14 protein-coding genes are annotated in these 18,850 nt (G+C 72.0%); 9 read left to right on the top strand and 5 right to left on the bottom strand.

What is annotated here, in order from left to right; translation table 11 throughout:
- Positions 1-19: 19 nt before the first annotated feature.
- From AC6EXY_RS27095 to AC6EXY_RS27080, 4 genes are all read left to right on the top strand, one after another.
- Entirely contained in the window at positions 20-1,306 is a 1,287-nt protein-coding gene (locus tag AC6EXY_RS27095) for an LLM class flavin-dependent oxidoreductase (RefSeq protein WP_499818417.1), read from the top strand.
- Positions 1,307-1,372: 66 nt separating this feature from the next.
- The gene (locus AC6EXY_RS27090; RefSeq protein WP_101834783.1) at positions 1,373-2,617 is read left to right on the top strand and encodes an LLM class flavin-dependent oxidoreductase; all 1,245 of its coding nucleotides are present in this window, start codon (positions 1,373-1,375) and stop codon (positions 2,615-2,617) included.
- A complete protein-coding gene (locus tag AC6EXY_RS27085) occupies positions 2,614-4,005 on the top strand; it encodes an NtaA/DmoA family FMN-dependent monooxygenase (protein WP_499818418.1) in 1,392 nt (463 codons plus the stop codon). The genes AC6EXY_RS27090 and AC6EXY_RS27085 overlap by 4 nt, the downstream gene beginning before the upstream one ends.
- Positions 4,002-4,787: a GNAT family N-acetyltransferase gene (locus AC6EXY_RS27080; protein WP_499818419.1), complete on the top strand. Its 786-nt coding sequence runs from the start codon at positions 4,002-4,004 to the stop codon at positions 4,785-4,787. Before AC6EXY_RS27085 ends, AC6EXY_RS27080 begins: the two co-directional genes overlap by 4 nt.
- 76 nt (positions 4,788-4,863) lie before the next feature.
- Here the strand turns inward: AC6EXY_RS27080 and AC6EXY_RS27075 are convergent, their stop codons facing one another.
- A complete protein-coding gene (locus AC6EXY_RS27075; protein ID WP_499818420.1) occupies positions 4,864-6,051 on the bottom strand; it encodes an RNA-guided endonuclease InsQ/TnpB family protein in 1,188 nt (395 codons plus the stop codon).
- Positions 6,052-6,160: 109 nt separating this feature from the next.
- Here AC6EXY_RS27075 and AC6EXY_RS27070 point away from each other — a divergent pair, with 109 nt between their 5' ends.
- The 3 genes from AC6EXY_RS27070 (at position 6,161) to AC6EXY_RS27060 (ending at position 11,315) form a co-directional block, all read left to right on the top strand.
- The gene (locus tag AC6EXY_RS27070; RefSeq protein ID WP_499818421.1) at positions 6,161-6,763 is read left to right on the top strand and encodes a helix-turn-helix domain-containing protein; all 603 of its coding nucleotides are present in this window, start codon (positions 6,161-6,163) and stop codon (positions 6,761-6,763) included.
- Positions 6,764-7,377: 614 nt separating this feature from the next.
- The gene (locus tag AC6EXY_RS27065) at positions 7,378-8,934 is read left to right on the top strand and encodes a hypothetical protein (protein WP_499818422.1); all 1,557 of its coding nucleotides are present in this window, start codon (positions 7,378-7,380) and stop codon (positions 8,932-8,934) included.
- 380 nt (positions 8,935-9,314) lie between these two features.
- Positions 9,315-11,315 (top strand): serine/threonine-protein kinase, encoded by a 2,001-nt coding sequence (locus tag AC6EXY_RS27060; protein ID WP_499818423.1) that lies wholly within the window; start codon positions 9,315-9,317, stop codon positions 11,313-11,315.
- A 143-nt stretch (positions 11,316-11,458) separates the two neighbouring features.
- Here AC6EXY_RS27060 and AC6EXY_RS27055 read toward each other — a convergent pair whose 3' ends face one another.
- A complete protein-coding gene (locus tag AC6EXY_RS27055; protein ID WP_101834736.1) occupies positions 11,459-12,277 on the bottom strand; it encodes an enoyl-CoA hydratase/isomerase family protein in 819 nt (272 codons plus the stop codon).
- A 121-nt stretch (positions 12,278-12,398) separates the two neighbouring features.
- On the opposite strand from AC6EXY_RS27055, the gene AC6EXY_RS27050 reads away from it, so the two are divergent.
- On the top strand, positions 12,399-12,830 hold the full coding sequence (locus AC6EXY_RS27050; protein ID WP_207770543.1) for a winged helix-turn-helix transcriptional regulator: 432 nt from the start codon (positions 12,399-12,401) through the stop codon (positions 12,828-12,830).
- 124 nt (positions 12,831-12,954) lie between these two features.
- Here AC6EXY_RS27050 and AC6EXY_RS27045 read toward each other — a convergent pair whose 3' ends face one another.
- A complete protein-coding gene (locus tag AC6EXY_RS27045) occupies positions 12,955-13,695 on the bottom strand; it encodes a helix-turn-helix transcriptional regulator (RefSeq protein WP_101834732.1) in 741 nt (246 codons plus the stop codon).
- Between the two features lie 96 nt (positions 13,696-13,791).
- Between AC6EXY_RS27045 and AC6EXY_RS27040 the strand changes: the two genes are divergently transcribed.
- Entirely contained in the window at positions 13,792-14,853 is a 1,062-nt protein-coding gene (locus tag AC6EXY_RS27040) for an alpha/beta fold hydrolase (protein ID WP_499818424.1), read from the top strand.
- Here AC6EXY_RS27040 and AC6EXY_RS27035 read toward each other — a convergent pair.
- Positions 14,764-15,564, bottom strand: a complete 801-nt coding sequence (locus tag AC6EXY_RS27035; RefSeq protein ID WP_499818436.1) for a methylenetetrahydrofolate reductase — start codon at positions 15,562-15,564, stop codon at positions 14,764-14,766. The two genes, AC6EXY_RS27040 and AC6EXY_RS27035, sit on opposite strands and share 90 nt — an antisense overlap.
- A gap of 173 nt (positions 15,565-15,737) precedes the next feature.
- Positions 15,738-18,824, bottom strand: a complete 3,087-nt coding sequence (locus tag AC6EXY_RS27030) for a thioester reductase domain-containing protein (RefSeq protein ID WP_499818425.1) — start codon at positions 18,822-18,824, stop codon at positions 15,738-15,740.
- Between the last annotated feature and the right edge of the window lie 26 nt (positions 18,825-18,850).

Below are 18,850 nucleotides of genomic sequence, written 5' to 3'. Positions count from 1 at the left end.
GGCGCAGAAAGGTCGTACCATGCCCGAGATCCCGCTGGCCGTCCTCGACCTCGTTCCCGTCAGCGACGGCTCGACGCCCGAGGCGGCGCTGCGCAACACCGTCGATCTGGCGCGCCGCGCGGAGGGCTTCGGGTACCGGCGGTACTGGTTCGCCGAACACCACCTGAACCCGGGCGTGCTCGGATCCTCGCCGACCGTGACCATCGCTCTGGTCGCGGGCGCCACCTCGACGATCCGGCTGGGCTCGGCCGGCGTGCAGAGCGGGCACCGCACGCCGCTGTCCGTCGTCGAGGAGTTCGGGCTGATCGGGGCCCTGCACCCCGGCCGGCTCGACCTCGGTATCGGCCGGTCGCTCGGCCGCCCCGACCCGGCGAAGGCCGGACGGGGCGACGGCGGCGGGGGCGACGGCGGCGGGGGCGACGGCGGCGGCGACAGTGGCGGCGACAGTGGTGGGGGCGGTGACGGCGGTGGTCGGGCGGTGCCGGCCGAGCCGGCGTTGAGCACCGCCGCGGCGGCCGCGGCCATCTACCGCTCGTCGATCGGGGGCGGCGCCCACACGGCCGACGAGCACACCGCCAACGGCCTGCTGCTGCCCCAGCGCTTCGACGTCACCAAACTGATCAACACGGCGAAGGTCGGGACGCTGCTCGACCTGCTCCAGCAGCCCGGCGCCCACACTCCGCAGTACGGCGAGCAGATCGACGAGATCCTCGCGCTGCTGGCCGGCACGTACCGGAGCGCCGACGGCGTGGAGGCGCACGCCAGCCCCGGCGAGGGCGCCGAGGTGGAGGTCTGGATCCTCGGCGCCTCCGGCGGCTCGAGCGCCGAGGTCGCGGGCGCGCGCGGGCTGCGGTTCGCGGCCTCCTACCACCACAGCCCGAGCACGGTGCTCGACGCGGTGACCGCTTACCGGAACGCGTTCCGCCCGTCCGCGGACCTGGCCGAGCCGTACGTCTCGGTGTCCGCCGACGTCGTCGTCGGCGAGGACGACCAGCGGGCGGCCCGGCTCGCCTCGGGCTACGGCCTGTGGGTTCACAGCATTCGCTCCGGCGCCGGCGCGATTCCCTTCCCGACCCCCGAGCAGGCCGCCGCGCACGTGTGGACGGACGAGGAGCGCGCGCTCGTCACCGACCGCACCCAGACCCAGCTCGTGGGTTCCCCGGCGACGGTGGCGGACCGGCTGGAGCAGCTCCAGCAGGCGACCGGCGCCGACGAGCTGGCCATCACGACGATCACCCACGAGCACGCCGACCGGGTCCGCTCCTACGAGCTGCTCGCCACCGAGTGGCGGCGCCGCCAGCACTGATCCGCCAGCACTGATCCGCCAGCCCCGAGCCCACCCCGCGCGTCCGATCAGAAAGTGGTGATCATGATGTCCGAGACCGACCCGCTGCACCTCGCCGTCGCCCTGGACGGCGCGGGGTGGCATCCGGCCGCGTGGCGCGAGCCGTCCGCCCGCCCGCGGGAGCTGTTCTCCCCCGGCTACTGGCTGGACCTGGTGACGGAGGCCGAGCGCGGCCTGCTGGACTTCGTGACCTTCGAGGACGCCCTGGCGCTGCAGTCCTCCCGGCTCGACGGCACCCCCGACGACCGCGTCGACCAGGTGCGCGGCCGGCTCGACGCGGTGCTCATCGCCGCCCGGGTCGCCCCGCTGACCTCCCGCGTCGGCCTGGTGCCGACCACCTCGGCGCTGTCCACGGAGCCGTTCCACGTCTCCAAGGCCATCGCGACCCTGGACTTCACCAGCGGCGGCCGGGCCGGCTGGCGGGTGCAGGTCGGCCGGGCCGGGGAGACCACGCACCTCGGCCGCCGACCGCCCGGCCCGCCGCTGCGCGCCGACAACCTCGCCAGCCCCGAGGTCCAGGCGTACATCACCGAGTCGTTCGACGAGACGGCCGACCACGTCGAGGTGGTCCGCCGGTTGTGGGACAGCTGGGAGGACGACGCGGAGATCCGCGACGTCGCCACCGGCCGGTTCGTCGACCGCGACCGGCTGCACTACATCGACTTCGAGGGCCGGTGGTTCTCCGTCCGCGGACCGTCGATCACGCCACGCCCACCGCAGGGCCAGCCGGTGGTCACGGCGCTCGCCCACGCCACGATCCCCTACCGCCTCGCGGCCCGCGCCGCCGACATCGTCTACGTGACCCCCCACGACGCGGACCAGGCCCGCGCGATCGTCTCGGAGGTCCGCGACGAGCAGGACCGCGCCGGGCGGGCCGGCGAGACCCTGCACGTCTTCGCCGACCTGCTCGTCGTCCTCGACGACGACGCGAACGCCGCCCGGCAGCGGCTGCGCCGCCTCGACGACCTTCTCGACGCACCACTGCGCTCGGACGCGGCGATCATCGCCGGCTCGCCCGCGGAGCTCGCCGACCTGCTGCTCGACTGGCAGGCCGCCGGCATCACCGGCTACCGGCTGCGGCCCGCCGTCCTGCCGGACGACCTCGAGGCCATCACCCGCGGGCTCGCCCCCGAACTCACCCGCCGCGGCCGGTTCCGCGCGGCGTACGACACCACCACCCTGCGCGGCCACCTCGGCCTGCCCCGGCCGGCCAGCCGCTACGCCACCCGCCGCGACGCGACCACCAGCCGAATCGAGGCCGCAGCCCGATGAGCCGCCCCCGCAAGCGGATCATCCTCGGCCACTACGTCGCCGGGGTGAACCACAGCACCGTCTGGTCGCACCCGGACGCCGGCAGCCAGATCGACTTCGCGTCGTTCCGGCACGCCGCGCAGGCCGCCGAGCGCGGAAAGTTCGACTTCTTCTTCCTCGCCGAGGGCCTGATCCTGCGCGAACGCCTCGGGCAGATCTTCGACCAGGACGTCGTCGGGCGGCCGGACACGCTGCCCGTCCTCGCCTCGATCGCCGCCGTCACCGAGCATCTCGGGCTCGTCGGCACCCTCAACGCCACCTTCAACGAGCCGTATGAGCTGGCCCGCCAGCTCGCGTCCCTGGACCATCTGTCCGGCGGCCGGGCCGGCTGGAACGTGGTGACCTCCTTCGACCCGTTCACCGGGCAGAACTTCCGCCGCGGCGGCTTCCTGCACCGCGACGACCGGTACGTGCGGGCCGAGGAGTTCGTCGCGCTCGCCCGGGCGCTCTGGGACTCCTGGCCCGCCGACGCGCTTGCCGTGGACACCGAACAGGGCCGCTTCCTGCGCGACGCCGGCGCCGGCGCGTTCCGCCACCTCGGCCGCCAGTTCGACGTCGCCGGGCACTTCACCGTCCCGCGCAGCCCGCAGGGCCGTCCGGTGGTGCTGCAGGCCGGCGTCTCCCCGCAGGGCCGGGACTTCGCCGCCGCCACCGCCGACGCGATCTTCTCCCCCTTCCACGAGCTCGGGCCGGCGCAGGAGTACTACCGCGACATCCAGGCCCGGGTGGTGCGCGCGGGGCGGCCGGCGGGCTCGGTGAAGCTGCTGCCCGGCGGCGCGTTCATCCTCGGCGACAGCGCCGCCGACGCCGAGGAGCGGGCCCGTGAGGTCGCCCGCACTCAGGTCAGCGGGCGGACCGCGCAGATCCTGCTGGAGGCCGTGTGGAACCGGGACCTGTCCGGCTACGACCCGGACGGCCCGCTGCCCGACGTCGACCCCGACGTCACCGGGCCGCCGGTGATCCAGGGCCGCGCCCGTAACCCCCAGGACCCGTTCGAGACCGTGCGCGAGTGGCGGGCGCTGGCGGCGGAGCACCGGTACTCGCTGCGTGAGCTCGCGATCCGGGTGTTCGCCCACACCGAGTTCGTCGGCACGCCGACCCAGGTCGCCGATCGGCTCGACCACTTCGTCCAGAACGACGGCTCGGACGGCTTCATCCTCGGCTCGCACCTCACCCCCGGGGGCATCGACGAGTTCGTCGACAAGGTCGTCCCCCTGCTGCAGGAACGCGGCTCGCTGCGGGCCGAGTACACCGGCACGACCCTGCGCGACAACCTCGGCATCCCACTGCCCGCCGATCTCCAGGACGGCCACGCCCACGACGGGATCGCCGCCGAGCCCGCCCGATGACCGGTGTGGTCGCGCGTGAGCTCGGCGAGACGGCGCCCGCCGCGGCGTCGCACCCGCTCGACAACCCGGCGCTGGGTTCGCTGCTGGGAGCGCACGCGCATCTGGCCGTCCGGCGCGGCCGGGTGCTGCGGTATCCCTCGGACGTCGCGCCGTTCGTCGCCCTGCCGGACGATCCCGACTCCGACACCTGGCGGGACGTGGCGGACCTGCTCGGCCCGGGGGCGATCCTGCCGCTCGTCGATGTCGGGAACGCCGGCCCGGCCGGGTGGGAGGTGCTCGGCAGTGCCGGCGGCGTGCAGCTCGTCGACGCCGGCCTCGTCGCGGCACCCGACGGCGAGGCCATCCGGCTCGGCCCGGACGACGTCGAGGACATCCTGGCGCTGATCGAGCGCACCCGTCCCGGCCCGTTCCAGGCCCGCACCATCGAGCTCGGCACCTACCTGGGGATCCGCCGCGACGGCCGGCTCGTCGCGATGGCCGGGGAACGGCTGCACCCACCCGGCTGGACGGAGATCAGCGCCGTCTGCACCGACCCGGCGGTGCGCGGCCAGGGCCTGGCCACCCGCCTCGTACGCGCCGTCGCCGCGGGCATCCTCGAACGTGGCGAAACCCCGTTCCTGCACACCGCGGCGGACAACACGGGCGCGATCCGGCTCTACGAACATCTCGGCTTCCGCCTGCGCCGCCAGGTCACGTTCACCTTCTTGCGGGTCCCGGGAACACCGGCGGACGGCCGAGCACCATCGAACCCGTTCCCCGATGTCCGCGACGCGTCCCCTTGACGATTGATCAAGCGGGTCCGCGTAGTTCTCCTTGACGTCCTCCCCCGCCTGAAGTGAAGGCGGGGGATTCCAACTCCTACACACCCACCAGAGGGGGTGCGTAACGTTGAGGTTCGCGGTTCATCGGCGCGGTCAACACCGCGCCTCCCCGCGCGGTCACCGCACGTCCTGCGGCGATGTTCACTGCTGCGTTCACGTCAGCGTTGGCCGTGTGCCCGCAGACCGCACACCGGAACACCGCTTGGCTCTCGCGGTTCCCAGACGCCGTATGCCCGCAGGCCGAGCAACGCTGAGACGTGTAGGCGGCCGGGATCTTTTCGACCCGGCCGGGGGCTTTCTGTTCCAGGCGTTGGACGAGCTGTCCCCAGCCATTGGCGAGGATGCCCCGGTTCAACCCGGCTTTCTGCCGCACGTTTCGGCCCGGCGCTTCGACGGTGCCACGCGCCGACCGGGTCATGCCCCGAATGTTCACATCCTCGACGCGGATCAGCTCGTACCGGCGGGCGAGATCGGTGGACGTCTTCTCCACCCAGTCCTTACGCCGGTCGGCCTCCCGGGCTTTCACCCGGGCGATCTGACCTGTCAGCCGGGTGCGCCGGATACTGCCCCGCCTGGCCCGCGCGAACCGGCGTTGCAGCCGGCGGAGACGGCTGGCCTCGGCGGGTCGCAACCCGGGGCATCGCAGCAGCGCGCCCGTCGACAGGGCCGCGGACACCGCCACACCCCGATCCACCCCGACAATCTCACCGGTATCGGGTGCGTCGATCGGCGCGGGCACGGCAGCGAATGCCACATGCCAGCGGCCCGCACGGTCACAGGTCACCCGGTAGGACCTGAAGTCAGGGACGCGGCGCGAGACACGGAACCTCACCCAGCCGACTTTCGGTACCCAACAGCGGGACCATCGCCGGTTCAGCTTTTCGACCCGGGCGTTCTTCCCCACAACCCGGAAGCCCTCGGATTGACCTCTTTTCCGATAGGTTGGACGCCGGTGCGAACCGCCGAAGAAGTTCCGCAGAGCCTGGTCGAAGTCCCGCAGCGCCTGCTGCTGCACGGTCTGCGACCCGGCCCGCAGCCAAGCGAACTCGGCGCGTGCGGCGGTCAACTGTCGACACCGTTCCAGATGGTTCGGGGATTTTCCCCGGTAGGGCGTCCACCACGACTGCTGTTCGACCGCAAGGTTCCACACGAATCGCGCATGCCCGCAGTGCTCGTCCAGCCCGGCGACCTGGCCAGGTGTCGGATCGAGCCGGTAGCGGGACACGCGCCCATTCTACAGAAAGGATCCCCCATGCATTCCAGCGTGGCGCGCCGTCTCCTCCCCGGCCTGAAGGCCGGAGTATCCACGCAAATCTCTGGCCGCGGCCGGCCTGGTGGACGGCCTCACGGTCACGACCCACTGGCGGTTCGCCGACGAACTGGCCACCCTGCATCCCGCGGTCACCGTTCGACCGGACGCCCTCTACGTCGACGAGGGGTCGATCGTCACCGGAGCAGGTGCGGCGGCGGGCCTGGACATGTGCCTGCACCTCATTCGCCGTGAGCACGGGGCCGCGCGGGCGAACGCGATCGCCCGCGGCCTGGTGATCCCACCGCACCGCGACGGCGGCCAGGCCCAGTACGTCGCCGCCCCGGTCGCCGGACAGGGGGAGGACCAGCGGCTGGCCGCCGTCCTGGCCTGGGCCCGGGAGCATCTGGATCACCCGCTCACCGTCGACACGTTGGCCTCCCGGGCCCTGATGAGCCGCCGCTCGTTCGCCCGGCACTTCCGATCGGCCACCGGGACCTCCCCGCACGCGTGGCTGCGCGACCAGCGCCTGTCGCTGGCCGAGGAGCTGCTGGAAACGACCGGCCTGTCCGTCGAACAGATCGCGACACGCGTCGGCTACCGTCACGCGGCCGTCCTCCGCGAGCAGTTCGCCGCCCGCCGCGGGGTGTCCCCCAGCGCCTACCGCCGCACGTTCCGCCGCGCCTGACAACCGGCCTGAGCACGTCGACGCGAAGCAAAAAGTTCAGACTATGCCCGTTTGTCCCGATTTCGCGGGGTGCGTAGACAGGGGTGCGTCCGGGTGTGAGGCTTCGTAACCAGCGAATCCCAGGGGGGCCTGGACGGAGGTGCCGGTGATCCCCTGATCCGTTGCTCGCTCACCGCCCGCCCGGTTCTCGGGCCGGCCCAGCCGTCAGCGCGGGTCGCGGCCTTTCCACCGACCCCTGCGCCACGGCGACAGCACCGACGCGATCGGGCGCGTGCCACCGGTCCGCGTCGCCCCCGTTCTCGGCTCCACTTCTCGCGGTCACTCCCCGCGTCGCGACCGCCCCACGCACAACGCATGGCATTGCCGTGCCCGTGGCATTGCCGTTGCCCACAGAAACCCACAGCGCCTGTCACCTGCCTCCGTCGCGGCTGTGCCGCCATTGCGGCAGCACGTTCGACGGCTCACCGGCGGCCACGCCCGCGCGCGAACGGCCGTGAAGACGTTCCGTTCCCAGAAAGGACTGCGCCATGCCATCCCTGGCCGAACGGTTGCACCGGAGGCGGTCCGCCTCCCTGTCCCCGAGTGAAACCTCATCCCCACACGGACCATCCGGCGTGGGACGCGAATCGTCCGGAGGCAGACGGCGACCCGCCGCCGTCGCCGCCGCCGGGCTCGCGATCTGCGCGCTGGCGGCGGGCTGTACCAGCAGTCCGAGCGGGGGCCCCACCAGGCCGACCAGGGTTCACCTCGCCGCGGCGACCGCCGATCCGAACGCGAACTGCACGCTCATCGTGCCGGCGAATCCGCTGACGCCGGCGGGCCTCGCGACGCCGTACCAGCTGACCGCCACCAATCCGGCCGACGGCCCCTGCAACGAGGCGAACATCGCCCAGTCCGCCTTCGTCCAGGGCGCCATCATCACCCAGGACGGCCAGCTCACCCTGTATGACCCGCTGGTGATCGACGCGGGCACCCAGCCCGCCGCGCCGCCCGCCATGGCGCAGGTCCCGGCGGGCGCCACGGTCGGTCTCTGGTTCGGGTTCAACGGCGACAACCTCACCCTGCAGGCGGCCAACGGAACGGACAGCCTCGCTCAGGGCAACTGTGTCAACGGCCTGAACGGCTCGATCTTCGGTCAGTTCGCGCACTGCAACGCCCCGGCGTTCTTCCAGACCGCGAACCAGCAGATCGCCGCGAACAAGCTGCAGGTCCCGCCGCTCGGCATGGCGAAGGACGGCCTGCCCTGCCCGACCGTGCGCGACTTCTCGCTCATCGACCAGGACCAGAGCGACAACGTGACGGCGCAGTACCTGGCGCTCCCCAACGGCCAGACCGCGCAGAAGAACGCCGCGGCGGCCGCCGCGATCGGGAACGCCGTCAACAACGCGGTGAACCTGGCGAACGCGAGCGACAACGTCCTGCTGGACGTGTTCGTCCTCCCGACGCTGGGCTGCACCCCCTCGACCCGGCCCAACGGCGCCCAGGACGGCCAGGCCACCGGGTCGCTTCCGCTGAACGAGCTGCAGGCCGCCGCGTTCCAGGCGGCGCCGATCGCGCTGCTGCCGCTCAACGACCCGATGACGCTCGTCAACAACAACCCGAGCGCGGACAAGACGAACCTGTTCCGGCTTGGGGTCGATCAGCCCCCGCTCGGCGCCGCCGGCAGTGACAACGGGGACGGCGCCGCGTACTGCAACAACCTGTTCACCAACCCGGCCGGTATCCGCCGGGTCTTCAACGCCCAGGCGATCTTCGCCGCGGGCCAGACTCCGGACGCCGCGACCGGCACCAACCTGTTCACCTTCCTCGCCGCCCGGGCCAACGGCTCGTTCGAGAACCTCAACTGCGCGAACTTCGGCGTCGCCAACCCGATCACGCTGACCCTGGACGGGAACGGCGTCGCCACCGCCGCCGCCATCGCTCCCGCCGGCCAGCCCGCTCCGGCCGCAGGCGGACAGGCGGCAGGCGGACAGGCGGCGCCAGCCGCCGGTGGTCAGGGCATGCCAGCCGCGGGCGGACAGGCCGCGCCGGCCGCTGGTGGGCAGGCCGCGCCCGCCGCCGGTGGGCAGACCACCGCGCAGGCGGGCGGGCAGACGGCGGCGACGACGGCGGCCCCGCCGCGCAACGGCCGCCGCCAGGTCGGCATGCAGGGCCGGTTCCGCAACTGGTGACACCGCCGACCCGGCGAGCCTCGGCGCACGCCGGGCGACGGGGCAGGTAAGGGCTGGGGTGCGGGCGGACAGCTGCCCGCACCCCAGCCCGTCCCGTTCAGGCCGCGTCCCCCTCAGGATCTTGCGACAGATCCCTCACGATCATGACGGCAGACACGTCACGATCATGACGGCAGATCCACTACGTGATCAAGATCCGGACGACCCGCACGCCCCGAGTCGCCTGATGACCTTCGTCCTCGACCGCCTGGTCTGACCTGGCGGGCACCCCGGCCACGTCTGCAGAGCGCTTTGTGGCGGCTTCGTCGCGGCCTACTAGGCTCAGGACCAATGGCGCCTGATGGGGACGAAGTGGGACGACGGACCTCGCGGATCGATCGGTGATCGTCGACCGGGAACGGGTGGCGAAGGCCCTGCCTGGTTATGTCCTGGGTGATCAGCTCGGGTCAGGGGCGTTCGGGCTGGTGTTGGCGGGCACGCACCGTCAGATGGGCCGGCCGGTGGCCATCAAGGTGATGGAGGCCACGGGCACCGCGGCCGCGACGGCGGACTTTGGCGCCGAGGCGCAGGTGCTGGCGAGGCTCGATCATCCGCACATCGTGCGGGTCTACGACTACGTCGAGGACATGGGCCTCTGCCTGGTCGTGATGGAGCTGCTGTCCGGGGGCACCCTCACCGTTCGACGGACGTCGATGAGCCCCGAGCGAGTCTGCGCGGTGGCGCTGGCGGTCGCCGCGGCGCTCGAGCACGCGCACGGCCACAAGGTGCTGCACCGCGACATCAAGGCCGACAACATCCTGTTCGCGGGTGACGGCACCCTCAAGGTGACCGATTTCGGCATCTCCAAGCTGTTCGAGGGGTCGGGAACGACCACCACCGGCATCGCCGGCACGCCGGCCTACATGGCCCCGGAGCAGGTCGAGGGTGGCCAGCTGGGCCCGTGGACCGATCTGTACGCCCTGGGGATCGTCCTGTACAGCTTGTTCACCGGACGGCTGCCGTTCGACCCGAGGCTGCCGCTGCTCACGTTGCTCAACCACCAGTTGACCGAGCAGCCGCCGCCGATGGACGGAGTGGCCGCTCCGCTCGCCGGCGTGGTGATGCACATGCTGGCCAAGGCCCCCGCCGACCGCCCCGCGGACGCCGCCACCCTCGCCCTCGAGCTCGCGTCCGCGGCCGCCTCCGTGTTCGGTGCCGGGTGGACCGCGCGCGGGCAGGCGCCCCTGCATCTCGGGGACGCGGTGCGGTCCGCCGCCGACCGTCCGCCGCTGGTCCCGCCCGCGCCGCCCGCGTCCCTCTCCCCGGCCACGGCGGCGCCCAGGTCTCTCTCCGGTGCCACTGCCACGGCCGCGCCCACGTCTCTCTCCGCGGCGACGGCGGCGCTCGCGTCTCCCTCGCCGGCCGCGGCGATGACCGCGTCGGCGACCCTGGCACCGCCCAGCGCGCCCGCCGCGCCCGTCGTGCAGCCCTCCCCCGCGGGCCCTGGCCTCCCATCGCGTGATGCCGGCGAGGGAACTCCCGTACCGACCGGGGGGTCCGGCCCGCCGGCGTCGGACGAGCGCGCGTCCGAGGCGTCGGGGCCGTCCTTCGACATCAGCCCGGGCGCCGCGCAGCCGTCGGCGGACGGTCCCGCGCAGAAGCCCCCCGCGGATCCGCCCGCCGGTTCACACGTCGTCAGCAGGCCGCGACGGGGGCACGGCCCCTGGATCGTCGGTGTCGTCGTACTCGCTCTGATGGTGACGGTGGGAGTGGTCGTGCTGTCCCCGCATCACCGGACAGCACCTCGACAGCCCACGGCGCCCGCGCCCGCCTCGGCGTCGGCCACCACGGCGCCCGTGGCCGGGTCCACGCGGTCGCCGTCGGCGAGGCCGGCTGACGCCGCGCCACCCGCCACCGAGGCGACGATCCCGCCCAGCGGTGTCGGTACGGCCGCCGCGGGCGGCGCCGGACCGGCGAACGCCCCCGCGGTGCCCAGTACCGCGGCGACGATCCCCGCCACCCGTGCCACCCAGGGCCCGACCGCCTATGCGATCAAGGGCATCAACGGCGGCGACGACGCGGCACAGGTCCCGGGCTCCGAGGCGGACACCTCCTGGGTGGCCAACGACGCGGCATGCTCAGCCTGGCTGGACAGCAACGGCTCCGGCGGCCTCGCCGGCGTGCTCAACACCTCGCTATACCAGTCCTGCGTCGCCGAACTCTTCCGCAGCGACGGGATGGCGTACACCTTCTCCGCGTCCTGGGGCGCCAAGAAGACGAGCTTCCTGCCAGCAGCGGGATACACGATGTGGATCTGCGTCTGGAACGCCAACAGCCAGTCCACCACCGAGGTGTGCTCACCCCGCTTCGGCCTGAACGGCACCACCCCGGTCAGGAAGTAGTTCGCCTGCGCTGGACGACCAGTTCACCGCTCTGGTGTGGCCGCGGCGGCGATGAGGCGCTGCCACGTGGTGCCGGCAAACGTCGTCCCGGTCGTTGACGGGGTGATGGACGGGACGCGGCCGGAACCGCCGGCGCACCGGCCTTACAGGTGTCGCTCGATCAGGTTCTCGAGATCGAGTTCGCCGTCGCGAGTCTGGGCGCCGGCGGCGAGCAGGTCGGTGCTGCGCTGGACGGCCGTCGGGCTGGTGAACAGCGACAGGAGCAGCTCGCCTTCGACCGCGAGCCCTTCCTCCAGCGGTAGGCTCGCCGCGTCCACGGCCTTCGTCGCCGCGGTGACGGCCGCCCGGGGATACGACGCGATACGCAGGGCCAGCCGCGCGACGAAACCGTCGAGTTCCTGCGCGGGCAGGGCTCGGTTGACCAGCCCGTAGTGTTGCGCGGTCTCGGCGTCGATGACGTCCGCACCCAGGATGAGTTCCAGGGCACGGGCACGACCGGCCAGACGCGGCAGAAACTGCGTACCACCACCACCGGGAAGGATCCCGAGGCTGACCTCGGGCTGCCCGAACCATGCCCGCTCGCTGGCGGCGAACCGCATGTCCAGGCTGGACAGGAACTCGTTGCCCCCGCCGCGGACGCGCCCGGACACGGCGGCGATGGTGACCTGCGGCAGGCTCCGGTATCGCTGGTGAAGGCTCATCCCCGGCCCGGCCATGTACTCCTGCAGCGCACCCGCGTCCACGATCAGTCGCATGTCGCCGTGCGCCAGGAAGAACTCCGGGTTGGCGCTCGCGAAGACGATGACCCGGACCGTGTCGTCGGCGCGCACCTCGGTGTTGAAGCGGTCAAGCTCGGTGACCAGGGCCAGGTCGAGCAGGTTGATGGGCGGATGGTCGATGACCACGAACGCGACGCCCTCCGTCACCCTGACCTCCAGCGACGCGTACCCCTCGTACCCCATCCACAACTCCTCTGGCTTCGATTTCGCTAGCCAGACCCTAGCTGACTTCGCCATCAGAAGCCAAGGGGGTAGCCTGAGCCGCGTGGAGTGGACGTCTGTTGATCTTGGGAACTGCCCCATCGTGCGCGCGCTCGAGGTCGTGGGCTCCCGGTGGACGATCGTCGTCCTGCGGGAGGCGTTCAACGGCGTGCGCCGCTTCGAGGACTTCCAGCGGCATCTGGGCGTCTCACCGTCGGTGCTCAGCAACCGCCTCAGGGAGATGACCGATGACGGGCTCCTCCGGCGCGAGCCATACCGCGAGGAAGGCACCCGTGAGCGCCACGAGTACCACCCCACCACCAAGGCCTGGGATCTCTATCCGGTCGTCGTCGGGCTCATGCAGTGGGGAGACCGGTACCTCGGCGACGGTGACGGCCCGCCCGTCCACCTGGTCGACACCGTCACCGGCAGGCCGGTGATCGCCGCCGTCGTCCCCCACGACACCGCCACCTGCGCCCCGTCGACCATCACCGTGGTGCCGGGTGCGTCGTGCAGGGTCGCGACGACCCCCTGACCCTCGAACCGGCGGCGCTCCGACGACGTCGCGGCCTCCGGGCACCATGCCCGCTTCGGCCGCGTCGTGGACGCTGAGGTTGTGCCGCAGCTCCCACCTCCGGGGAGGACAGGGCCAGGACGGTTCACAACCGCGTCTTGCGGGCGTAGTGGGCGGGCGTGACGCCGAAGGCGTCCCGGAACGCGGCGGTGAAGGCGCTCGGGTTGCTGTAGCCGCAGGCACACGCGACGGCGGTGACCGGCTCCCCCTTGGCGAGCAGCGTGAGGCCATGGTGCAGTCGGAGCTGGGCCCGCCACTGCGGGAAGGTCATCCCGGTCTGGCGGCGGAACAGGCGACTCAGGGTACGTTCGCTCGCCCCGACGGCGGCACCGAACTCCGCCAGCGTCCGCGGATCGGCGGGGTCACCCGCCAGGGCCGCTGTGACAGCGGCGAGGCGGTCGTCGTGCGGCTGGGGCAGACAAAGCCTGGGCTCGGTCACCGGCCGCAGCGAGCGCAGCAGGACGGCTGTCAGGTCGCGGCGGTCGACGGCGGCCAGGTCCGTCGCGGTGAGCGCCAGGATGATCTCGCGCAGCAGGGCGGGCACGTCCACCACGGTCGGGTCGAGGGACCCGAACGGATCGTCCGCGTCCCGGAAGGCCAGGGAGTGCATGTGGGTGGGGCCGTGTGCTTGGTGCGCGTGGCCCACACCGGCCGGCAGCCACACGGCCCGCAACGGTGGCACCACCCACGAACCGACCTCGGTCACCACTCGCAGGACCCCGGTGCCCGGATAGACGAGCTGGTGCTCGGTGTGGTCGTGCCAGTCGATCCGTTGCCGGTCCGTCAACCGCCGCAGTTCCGGCCCGGCGAGGAAATGGCGGTTCATCGACAGAACTCTACGGCCTGAGGGTGGACCGCCACCCAGCTCGGCGCCCATGCTGGCGGTCCGGATACGAAGAACCGATGCCAGGGAGACCGCCCCATGACCGTGCCGCATCGGATTTCCGCCCCCGACGGCTGTGTTCTCGTCGCGGAGGTGAGCGGGCATGGCCCGGTCGTGGTGCTGCTGCACGCGGGCGGTCCCGACCGGCGCAGTCTCGATCCGTTCGCCCGGCGGCTGGCCGGCCGTCACATGGTCGTGCAGCCCGACATCCGGGGCTACGGCGGCTCCGTCTGCCGCGACCCGGCCCGCCACACCTGGGACCAGTACACCGTCGACGTCCTCACGGTGCTCGACGGGCTCGCCGAGGCCGGCGTGGTGGCGGCGAACGTGGGTGTGGTGGTGGCCGGGGTCGGGCTTGGCTCCACGATTGCGCTTCGTCTGGCCATCGCCCGGCCCGACCGGGTGACGGCGGTGGTGGCCCTCGGCGTCGAGGACATCGAGGACGACGAGGCCAGGGGGGCCGAGATCGCGTACCTCGACGCGTTCGCCGTCCGCGTCCGCGACGAGGGGTTGGCGGCCGCCTGGGCGCCGATCGTCGCCAGGCTGCCACCGGTCGTCGAGGCGATGGTCACGGACGCGATCCGACGCAGCGATCCGGCCAGCATTGCCGCGGCCGCGTCCATCGCGCGGGACCGCAGCTTCCGCCAGGTCGACGACCTGGCCGCGGTCCGGGTGCCGACGCTGGTCTTCGCCGGCACCGACTGGCGCCACCCACGCGCACTCGCCGAGGCGGCCGCGCGTGCAATGCCGGCGGCCACGATGGCGGCGGGCGAGATCGGGCCGGCCGTCCGGACCGGAGAGGATCTGGCCGACGCACTCATGCCGGAGTTGCTGGACTTCCTCGACGGTCCCGCGGCAAGAGCTGGATCTCCCGGTTCGACCGCGGCGAAGTCTCCACCGTCGACGTCATCGCCCGCTCCGTCCAGGCGCTCGGCGGCCAGCCCCAGATCTCCGTCGTCTTCGGCGACGACCTCCACGGCATGGGAAGGGGGGGCCGGGCTTCCAACGTGGTCAGAGGAGTCCTTCGAGGTGGGCGGCGACCTGGCGGTAGCGGCTGACGGGGACCAGGTGGACACCGGTGAACGCGGCGCTGTCACGTAGGCGGAGGATTTGTTCGCAGGCGGCGTCGACTCCTGCGGCCTGGTCGCGCTCGACCCGTTCGACGAGGTCAGTGGGGATGTCGATGTCGGGGATGGTCGTGGCGAGGCGCCGGGCCATCCCGGCGCTGGCAAGGACCATCACGCCCGCGTAGACAGGCCGATCGATCGGGTGGGTATCGCGCCAGCGCAGAAGGGCGTCCACCGAGTAGCTGACCTGGACGAAGACGAAGTCGGCCGCGTGCTTCCAGGCGGGCAGCGCTCGCAGGCCCGCCGCCGTGCCGACGCGGAAGGGGGGCCGGCCGGCGTAGACCGGGTCGTCGGCGACCGCGCGAACTTCCTCGATCATGGCGCGTACGGTGAGGTCGCCGGTCCGGTTCCCGGCGGTGGGTTTGTCGCCCTGGACGAAGAGGAACTCCCCGACGCCGTAGGCAGCGGCGGTGAGCAGGTCGCGGCGGAACCCGAGCAGGTTGCGGTCGCGGGAGTTCACACAGGCGATACTGTGCCCGCCCATCGCTTGAACCTCATGGGCGACGGCAATGCTGGACACCGTCGCGCGCCCCAGGTGATTGTCGGGAATCAGAAAGGCGTCGGCGACGGGGGCAAGAACGCCGATCTGGTGGCGGGCGTGGGTGAGATCGGGCCGAGTCGGCGGTTCGATCTCGCAGATCAGTTCGAAGCCGTTCGTCGAGGTTCCTCGGCTCGCGCTGCCGATCTCGTTCCGGGCTACCGCCTGCTCAGTCAATGCCGCCTCCACGTTCCCAGGGCGAGTCCGCCCCACCCGAGCCCCAGTATCGCTGGCCCATGACGAGCGGTTGGCCGCAGACCTCCCGGCCGGACGATGCGGACCGGACCCGGGCCAGCTGGTTAGCCCGCGTCGATCGGGTATCAGGCTGGCCGCAACGCCACCGCTGCCGCCGCCGGTGCCGTGTTCGGCGCGGGGAGGAACCCCGTCGTCACGAAGAACGTCACATAGGTCTCGACCAGCTCCGGCGTGATGGCCGGGCAGGCGATACCGCCCGCCGCGAGCGTGGCGCTGGTATCCAGCGGCGGGAGGTCGCCCGCGCCCGTTGCCGTGATCGTCTGGAATGTGTCGAGCAGGGGGTTGAGGACGTTGTGGAGGTCGGCCCGTACCCGCTCAGCCCAGTCGACGGCGTCCAGGTTCTCAATCTGGTAACCACACGATCGCAGCTGCCGCACCAGGGTGGCGAAGGACAGCGCCGTGTCGTTCTGCACATGGAACGTGCCGCCGGCCATGCCCCGGGACAGCACCGTGACCACACCACTCACATAGTCGGCCGGGACCATGCGGAACGCCCCGCCGAGATCACACGGCGCGGACCGGGCCTGCACCATCCCCTTGACGCTGAGCCAGACGAAGTCCCGCGTCTGGCAGGCGCCGTTGACCTGGTCGCCACACACGGCGTCCACCCGGTACATCGAGACCGGCAGGCCGCGGGACCGGGCGATATCGATCATTTCCTCGGCGACCCACTTGCTCTGGCGGTAGCCGCTGTCCAGGGCCTCCGGCGGCCCCGTCGGATCGGCGGGACGCAGTGGAACCTCTCCGGCACCGGCCGTCCCGAACACGCCGATGGTCGAGATGTGGTGCACCGGCACCGTACGGTGCCGGGCCGCCAGCCGGAGGATCTCCTCGGTGCCCGACACGTTCGCCGCCCTCAGCTCCTGGTACGGCAGCAACCAGTTCACCTCGCCACCGGCGTGGTAGACGCCGTCGAGACGCCGTGCGAGGTCGTCGAAGCGTTCCTCGGTCAGACCGAGCCTCGGCTGGGCGAGGTCGCCCAGCACGATCTGGATCCGGGGCGGGTCCACCGCCAACCGGTAGTACGACAGGTTCGCGCGCAGCCGCGCCAGCGCGTCCCGTTCGGTGGCGCCACGGACCAGGCAGTGCACGACCGCACCGGTGTCCCGCACGAGGTCTCGCAGCAGGAAGGCGCCGACGAATCCGGTGGCGCCGGTCAGAAGCAGGTGCCGCGGCTCGGTCACGGCGGCCACCACCTCGGCCGCGGGGACGATGTCGTCCGCGAGCCGACCCTCGGCCGCGAAGTCGATCTTCAGGGTTGCGGCATCGACGAGGTCATGGGCACCGGCCAGGTAGACGGCGAGCGCGGCCGGTGTCGGATGGGTGAAGACCGCGGTGCTGGCGAGCGCGAGCCCGGTCGCCTCCCCAAGCTCGTTGGCCAGCCGTACAGCGCCGAGCGAGGTCAGGCCCTGGTCACGAAAAGGGGTGTGCCGCATCAGCTCCGTGGTGATGGCGTCGCCCGAGAGTTCCGCGATGACAGCACGTGCCCTTGCCATGACCAGATCCAGCAACGAGGCGGAATCGGCCGGTCCGACCGTTCGTCCCGGCGGCTGGGCCGGGAACTCGGCCACCAGGTCAGCCAGCCGGCGTCGGGCGATCTTTCCGGTCGCGGTACGCGGTATCGCCGGCAGCACGACGATGTCGACCGGCATCTTGTAGCGTGCCACGCCTTTGGTGACGAGGTGCTCGGTGACGTCGCGCAGGGTCACGGTGGACCCCTCCGTGACGACGACGCACGGATACTCACCGAGGCGGGGATCCGGTCGGCCCACCACCGCCGCGGGCCCGATGCCCGGCAGGTCGGCGAGCAGTTCCTCGACCTCGATCGAGCTGAACTTCTGTCCACCCACGTCGATCAGCTCGGCGATCCGGCCGTGAAACGCGACGAGGCCGCCCGCGTCCACGCTGGCCAGGTCGCCGGTCCGCAGCCAGCCGTCCGCCGGCAGCGTCCGCGCCGACAGCTCGGCGTCGCCCAGATATCCCCGAAACGCGTAGGGACTGGCCACCCACAGCTCGCCGACGTCGCCGGGCGCACAGTCGACGTCCTCGCGCACCACCCGCACGCGGGCGCCGGGAACCGGGCGGCCAATGCTGCGGGTGGCAACCTCGTCCGGGTCGTGAGCGCTGGTGAACAACCCGGCGCCCAGCTCGGACATGCCCCACTGCACGACGACCGACGCGGCACAGTGGCGGCGAAGGCCGTCCACCAGCGCGGACGACACCTTCGACCCGCCTGTTCGCACCTCGCGCAGGCGAACGGACTCCCGTGGGCCGCCATCGCTCGCGTCACCATCGCCCGCGCTGACCTCGTCCAGCCGGGTGAGCAGATCACGCAGTTGCGTCGGCACCGCGAACAGCACGACGGAGTCGACCGCGGCTCGGGTGAGGCTGATCAGCCGCTCGCTGTCCCAGGCGGACAGCAGGAGCTGGGTGGTCCTGGCGAACAGGCTGACGTGGACGGACAGGAGCCCGAACAGGTGGCTGAAGGGGCTCGCGCTGATGATGCTGTCCGTCCGGCGCGGAGGCCCGGCGACCACGACCGCGGCGGCGTTCGACAGCAACCCGTCGTGGCTGTGCATGGAGATCTTCGGCCGCAGCGAGGTCGTCGCCGACGACGGCAGCAGGAGGAACGGATCGTCCGGACGCACCTGGACGGGCCTCGCCCGGACGCCGGCGAACTCTGCCATCAGGTCGCGTACCGTGCTGTGCCGTTCCCGCCGGCGCGAGCCCGTCACCAGAACCACGGCGGCCGACTCCTCGAGTTCCGGCGTCACCCGCTCGGCGGGCACCACCACCACCCGCGCTTCGCTCCGCCGCACCAGCGTCACCAGGTCGAGCGGGCCGTTGTTGCCATGGACTGGCAGGAGCACCGCGCCGACAGCGGCCACGGCGATGTGCAGGACCAGGAAATCGTGACTGTTGGGTACCTGGGCGACCACTACCTCGCCCGCGGTCACGCCGTGTTCCTGCAGGCCTCGGGCCAGTGCTTCGGAGGCCTCCCACCATTCCCGCCAGGACCACGATGTATGCCCGTCCGCGAACGCCACGCCATCCGGGCCAGATTCGACCGCAGCGCGAAACAGGTTCGGGAGGGTGTGACCGAGCAGGGCCACGCCGGACTTCGCGTGGTAGTCGCCGACGGTCAGAGCCATCGTGCACCTCCGTGAGAGATCCCAGG

The sequence above is a fragment of the Frankia sp. RB5 genome (genome assembly GCF_059816245.1).
The sequence above is the reverse complement of the archived record's forward strand: the minus strand, read 5'-3'. Positions and strand labels throughout refer to the sequence as shown.

Coding starts and splice junctions, on each gene's coding strand:
- AC6EXY_RS27095 (WP_499818417.1), top strand. CDS start 20: ATGCCCGAGATCCCGCTGGCCGTCCTCGACCTCGTTCCCGTCAGCGAC.
- AC6EXY_RS27090 (WP_101834783.1), top strand. CDS start 1,373: ATGTCCGAGACCGACCCGCTGCACCTCGCCGTCGCCCTGGACGGCGCG.
- AC6EXY_RS27085 (WP_499818418.1), top strand. CDS start 2,614: ATGAGCCGCCCCCGCAAGCGGATCATCCTCGGCCACTACGTCGCCGGG.
- AC6EXY_RS27080 (WP_499818419.1), top strand. CDS start 4,002: ATGACCGGTGTGGTCGCGCGTGAGCTCGGCGAGACGGCGCCCGCCGCG.
- AC6EXY_RS27055 (WP_101834736.1), bottom strand. CDS start 12,277: ATGGGGTACGAGGGGTACGCGTCGCTGGAGGTCAGGGTGACGGAGGGC.
- AC6EXY_RS27045 (WP_101834732.1), bottom strand. CDS start 13,695: ATGAACCGCCATTTCCTCGCCGGGCCGGAACTGCGGCGGTTGACGGAC.
- AC6EXY_RS27040 (WP_499818424.1), top strand. CDS start 13,792: ATGACCGTGCCGCATCGGATTTCCGCCCCCGACGGCTGTGTTCTCGTC.
- AC6EXY_RS27030 (WP_499818425.1), bottom strand. CDS start 18,824: ATGGCTCTGACCGTCGGCGACTACCACGCGAAGTCCGGCGTGGCCCTG.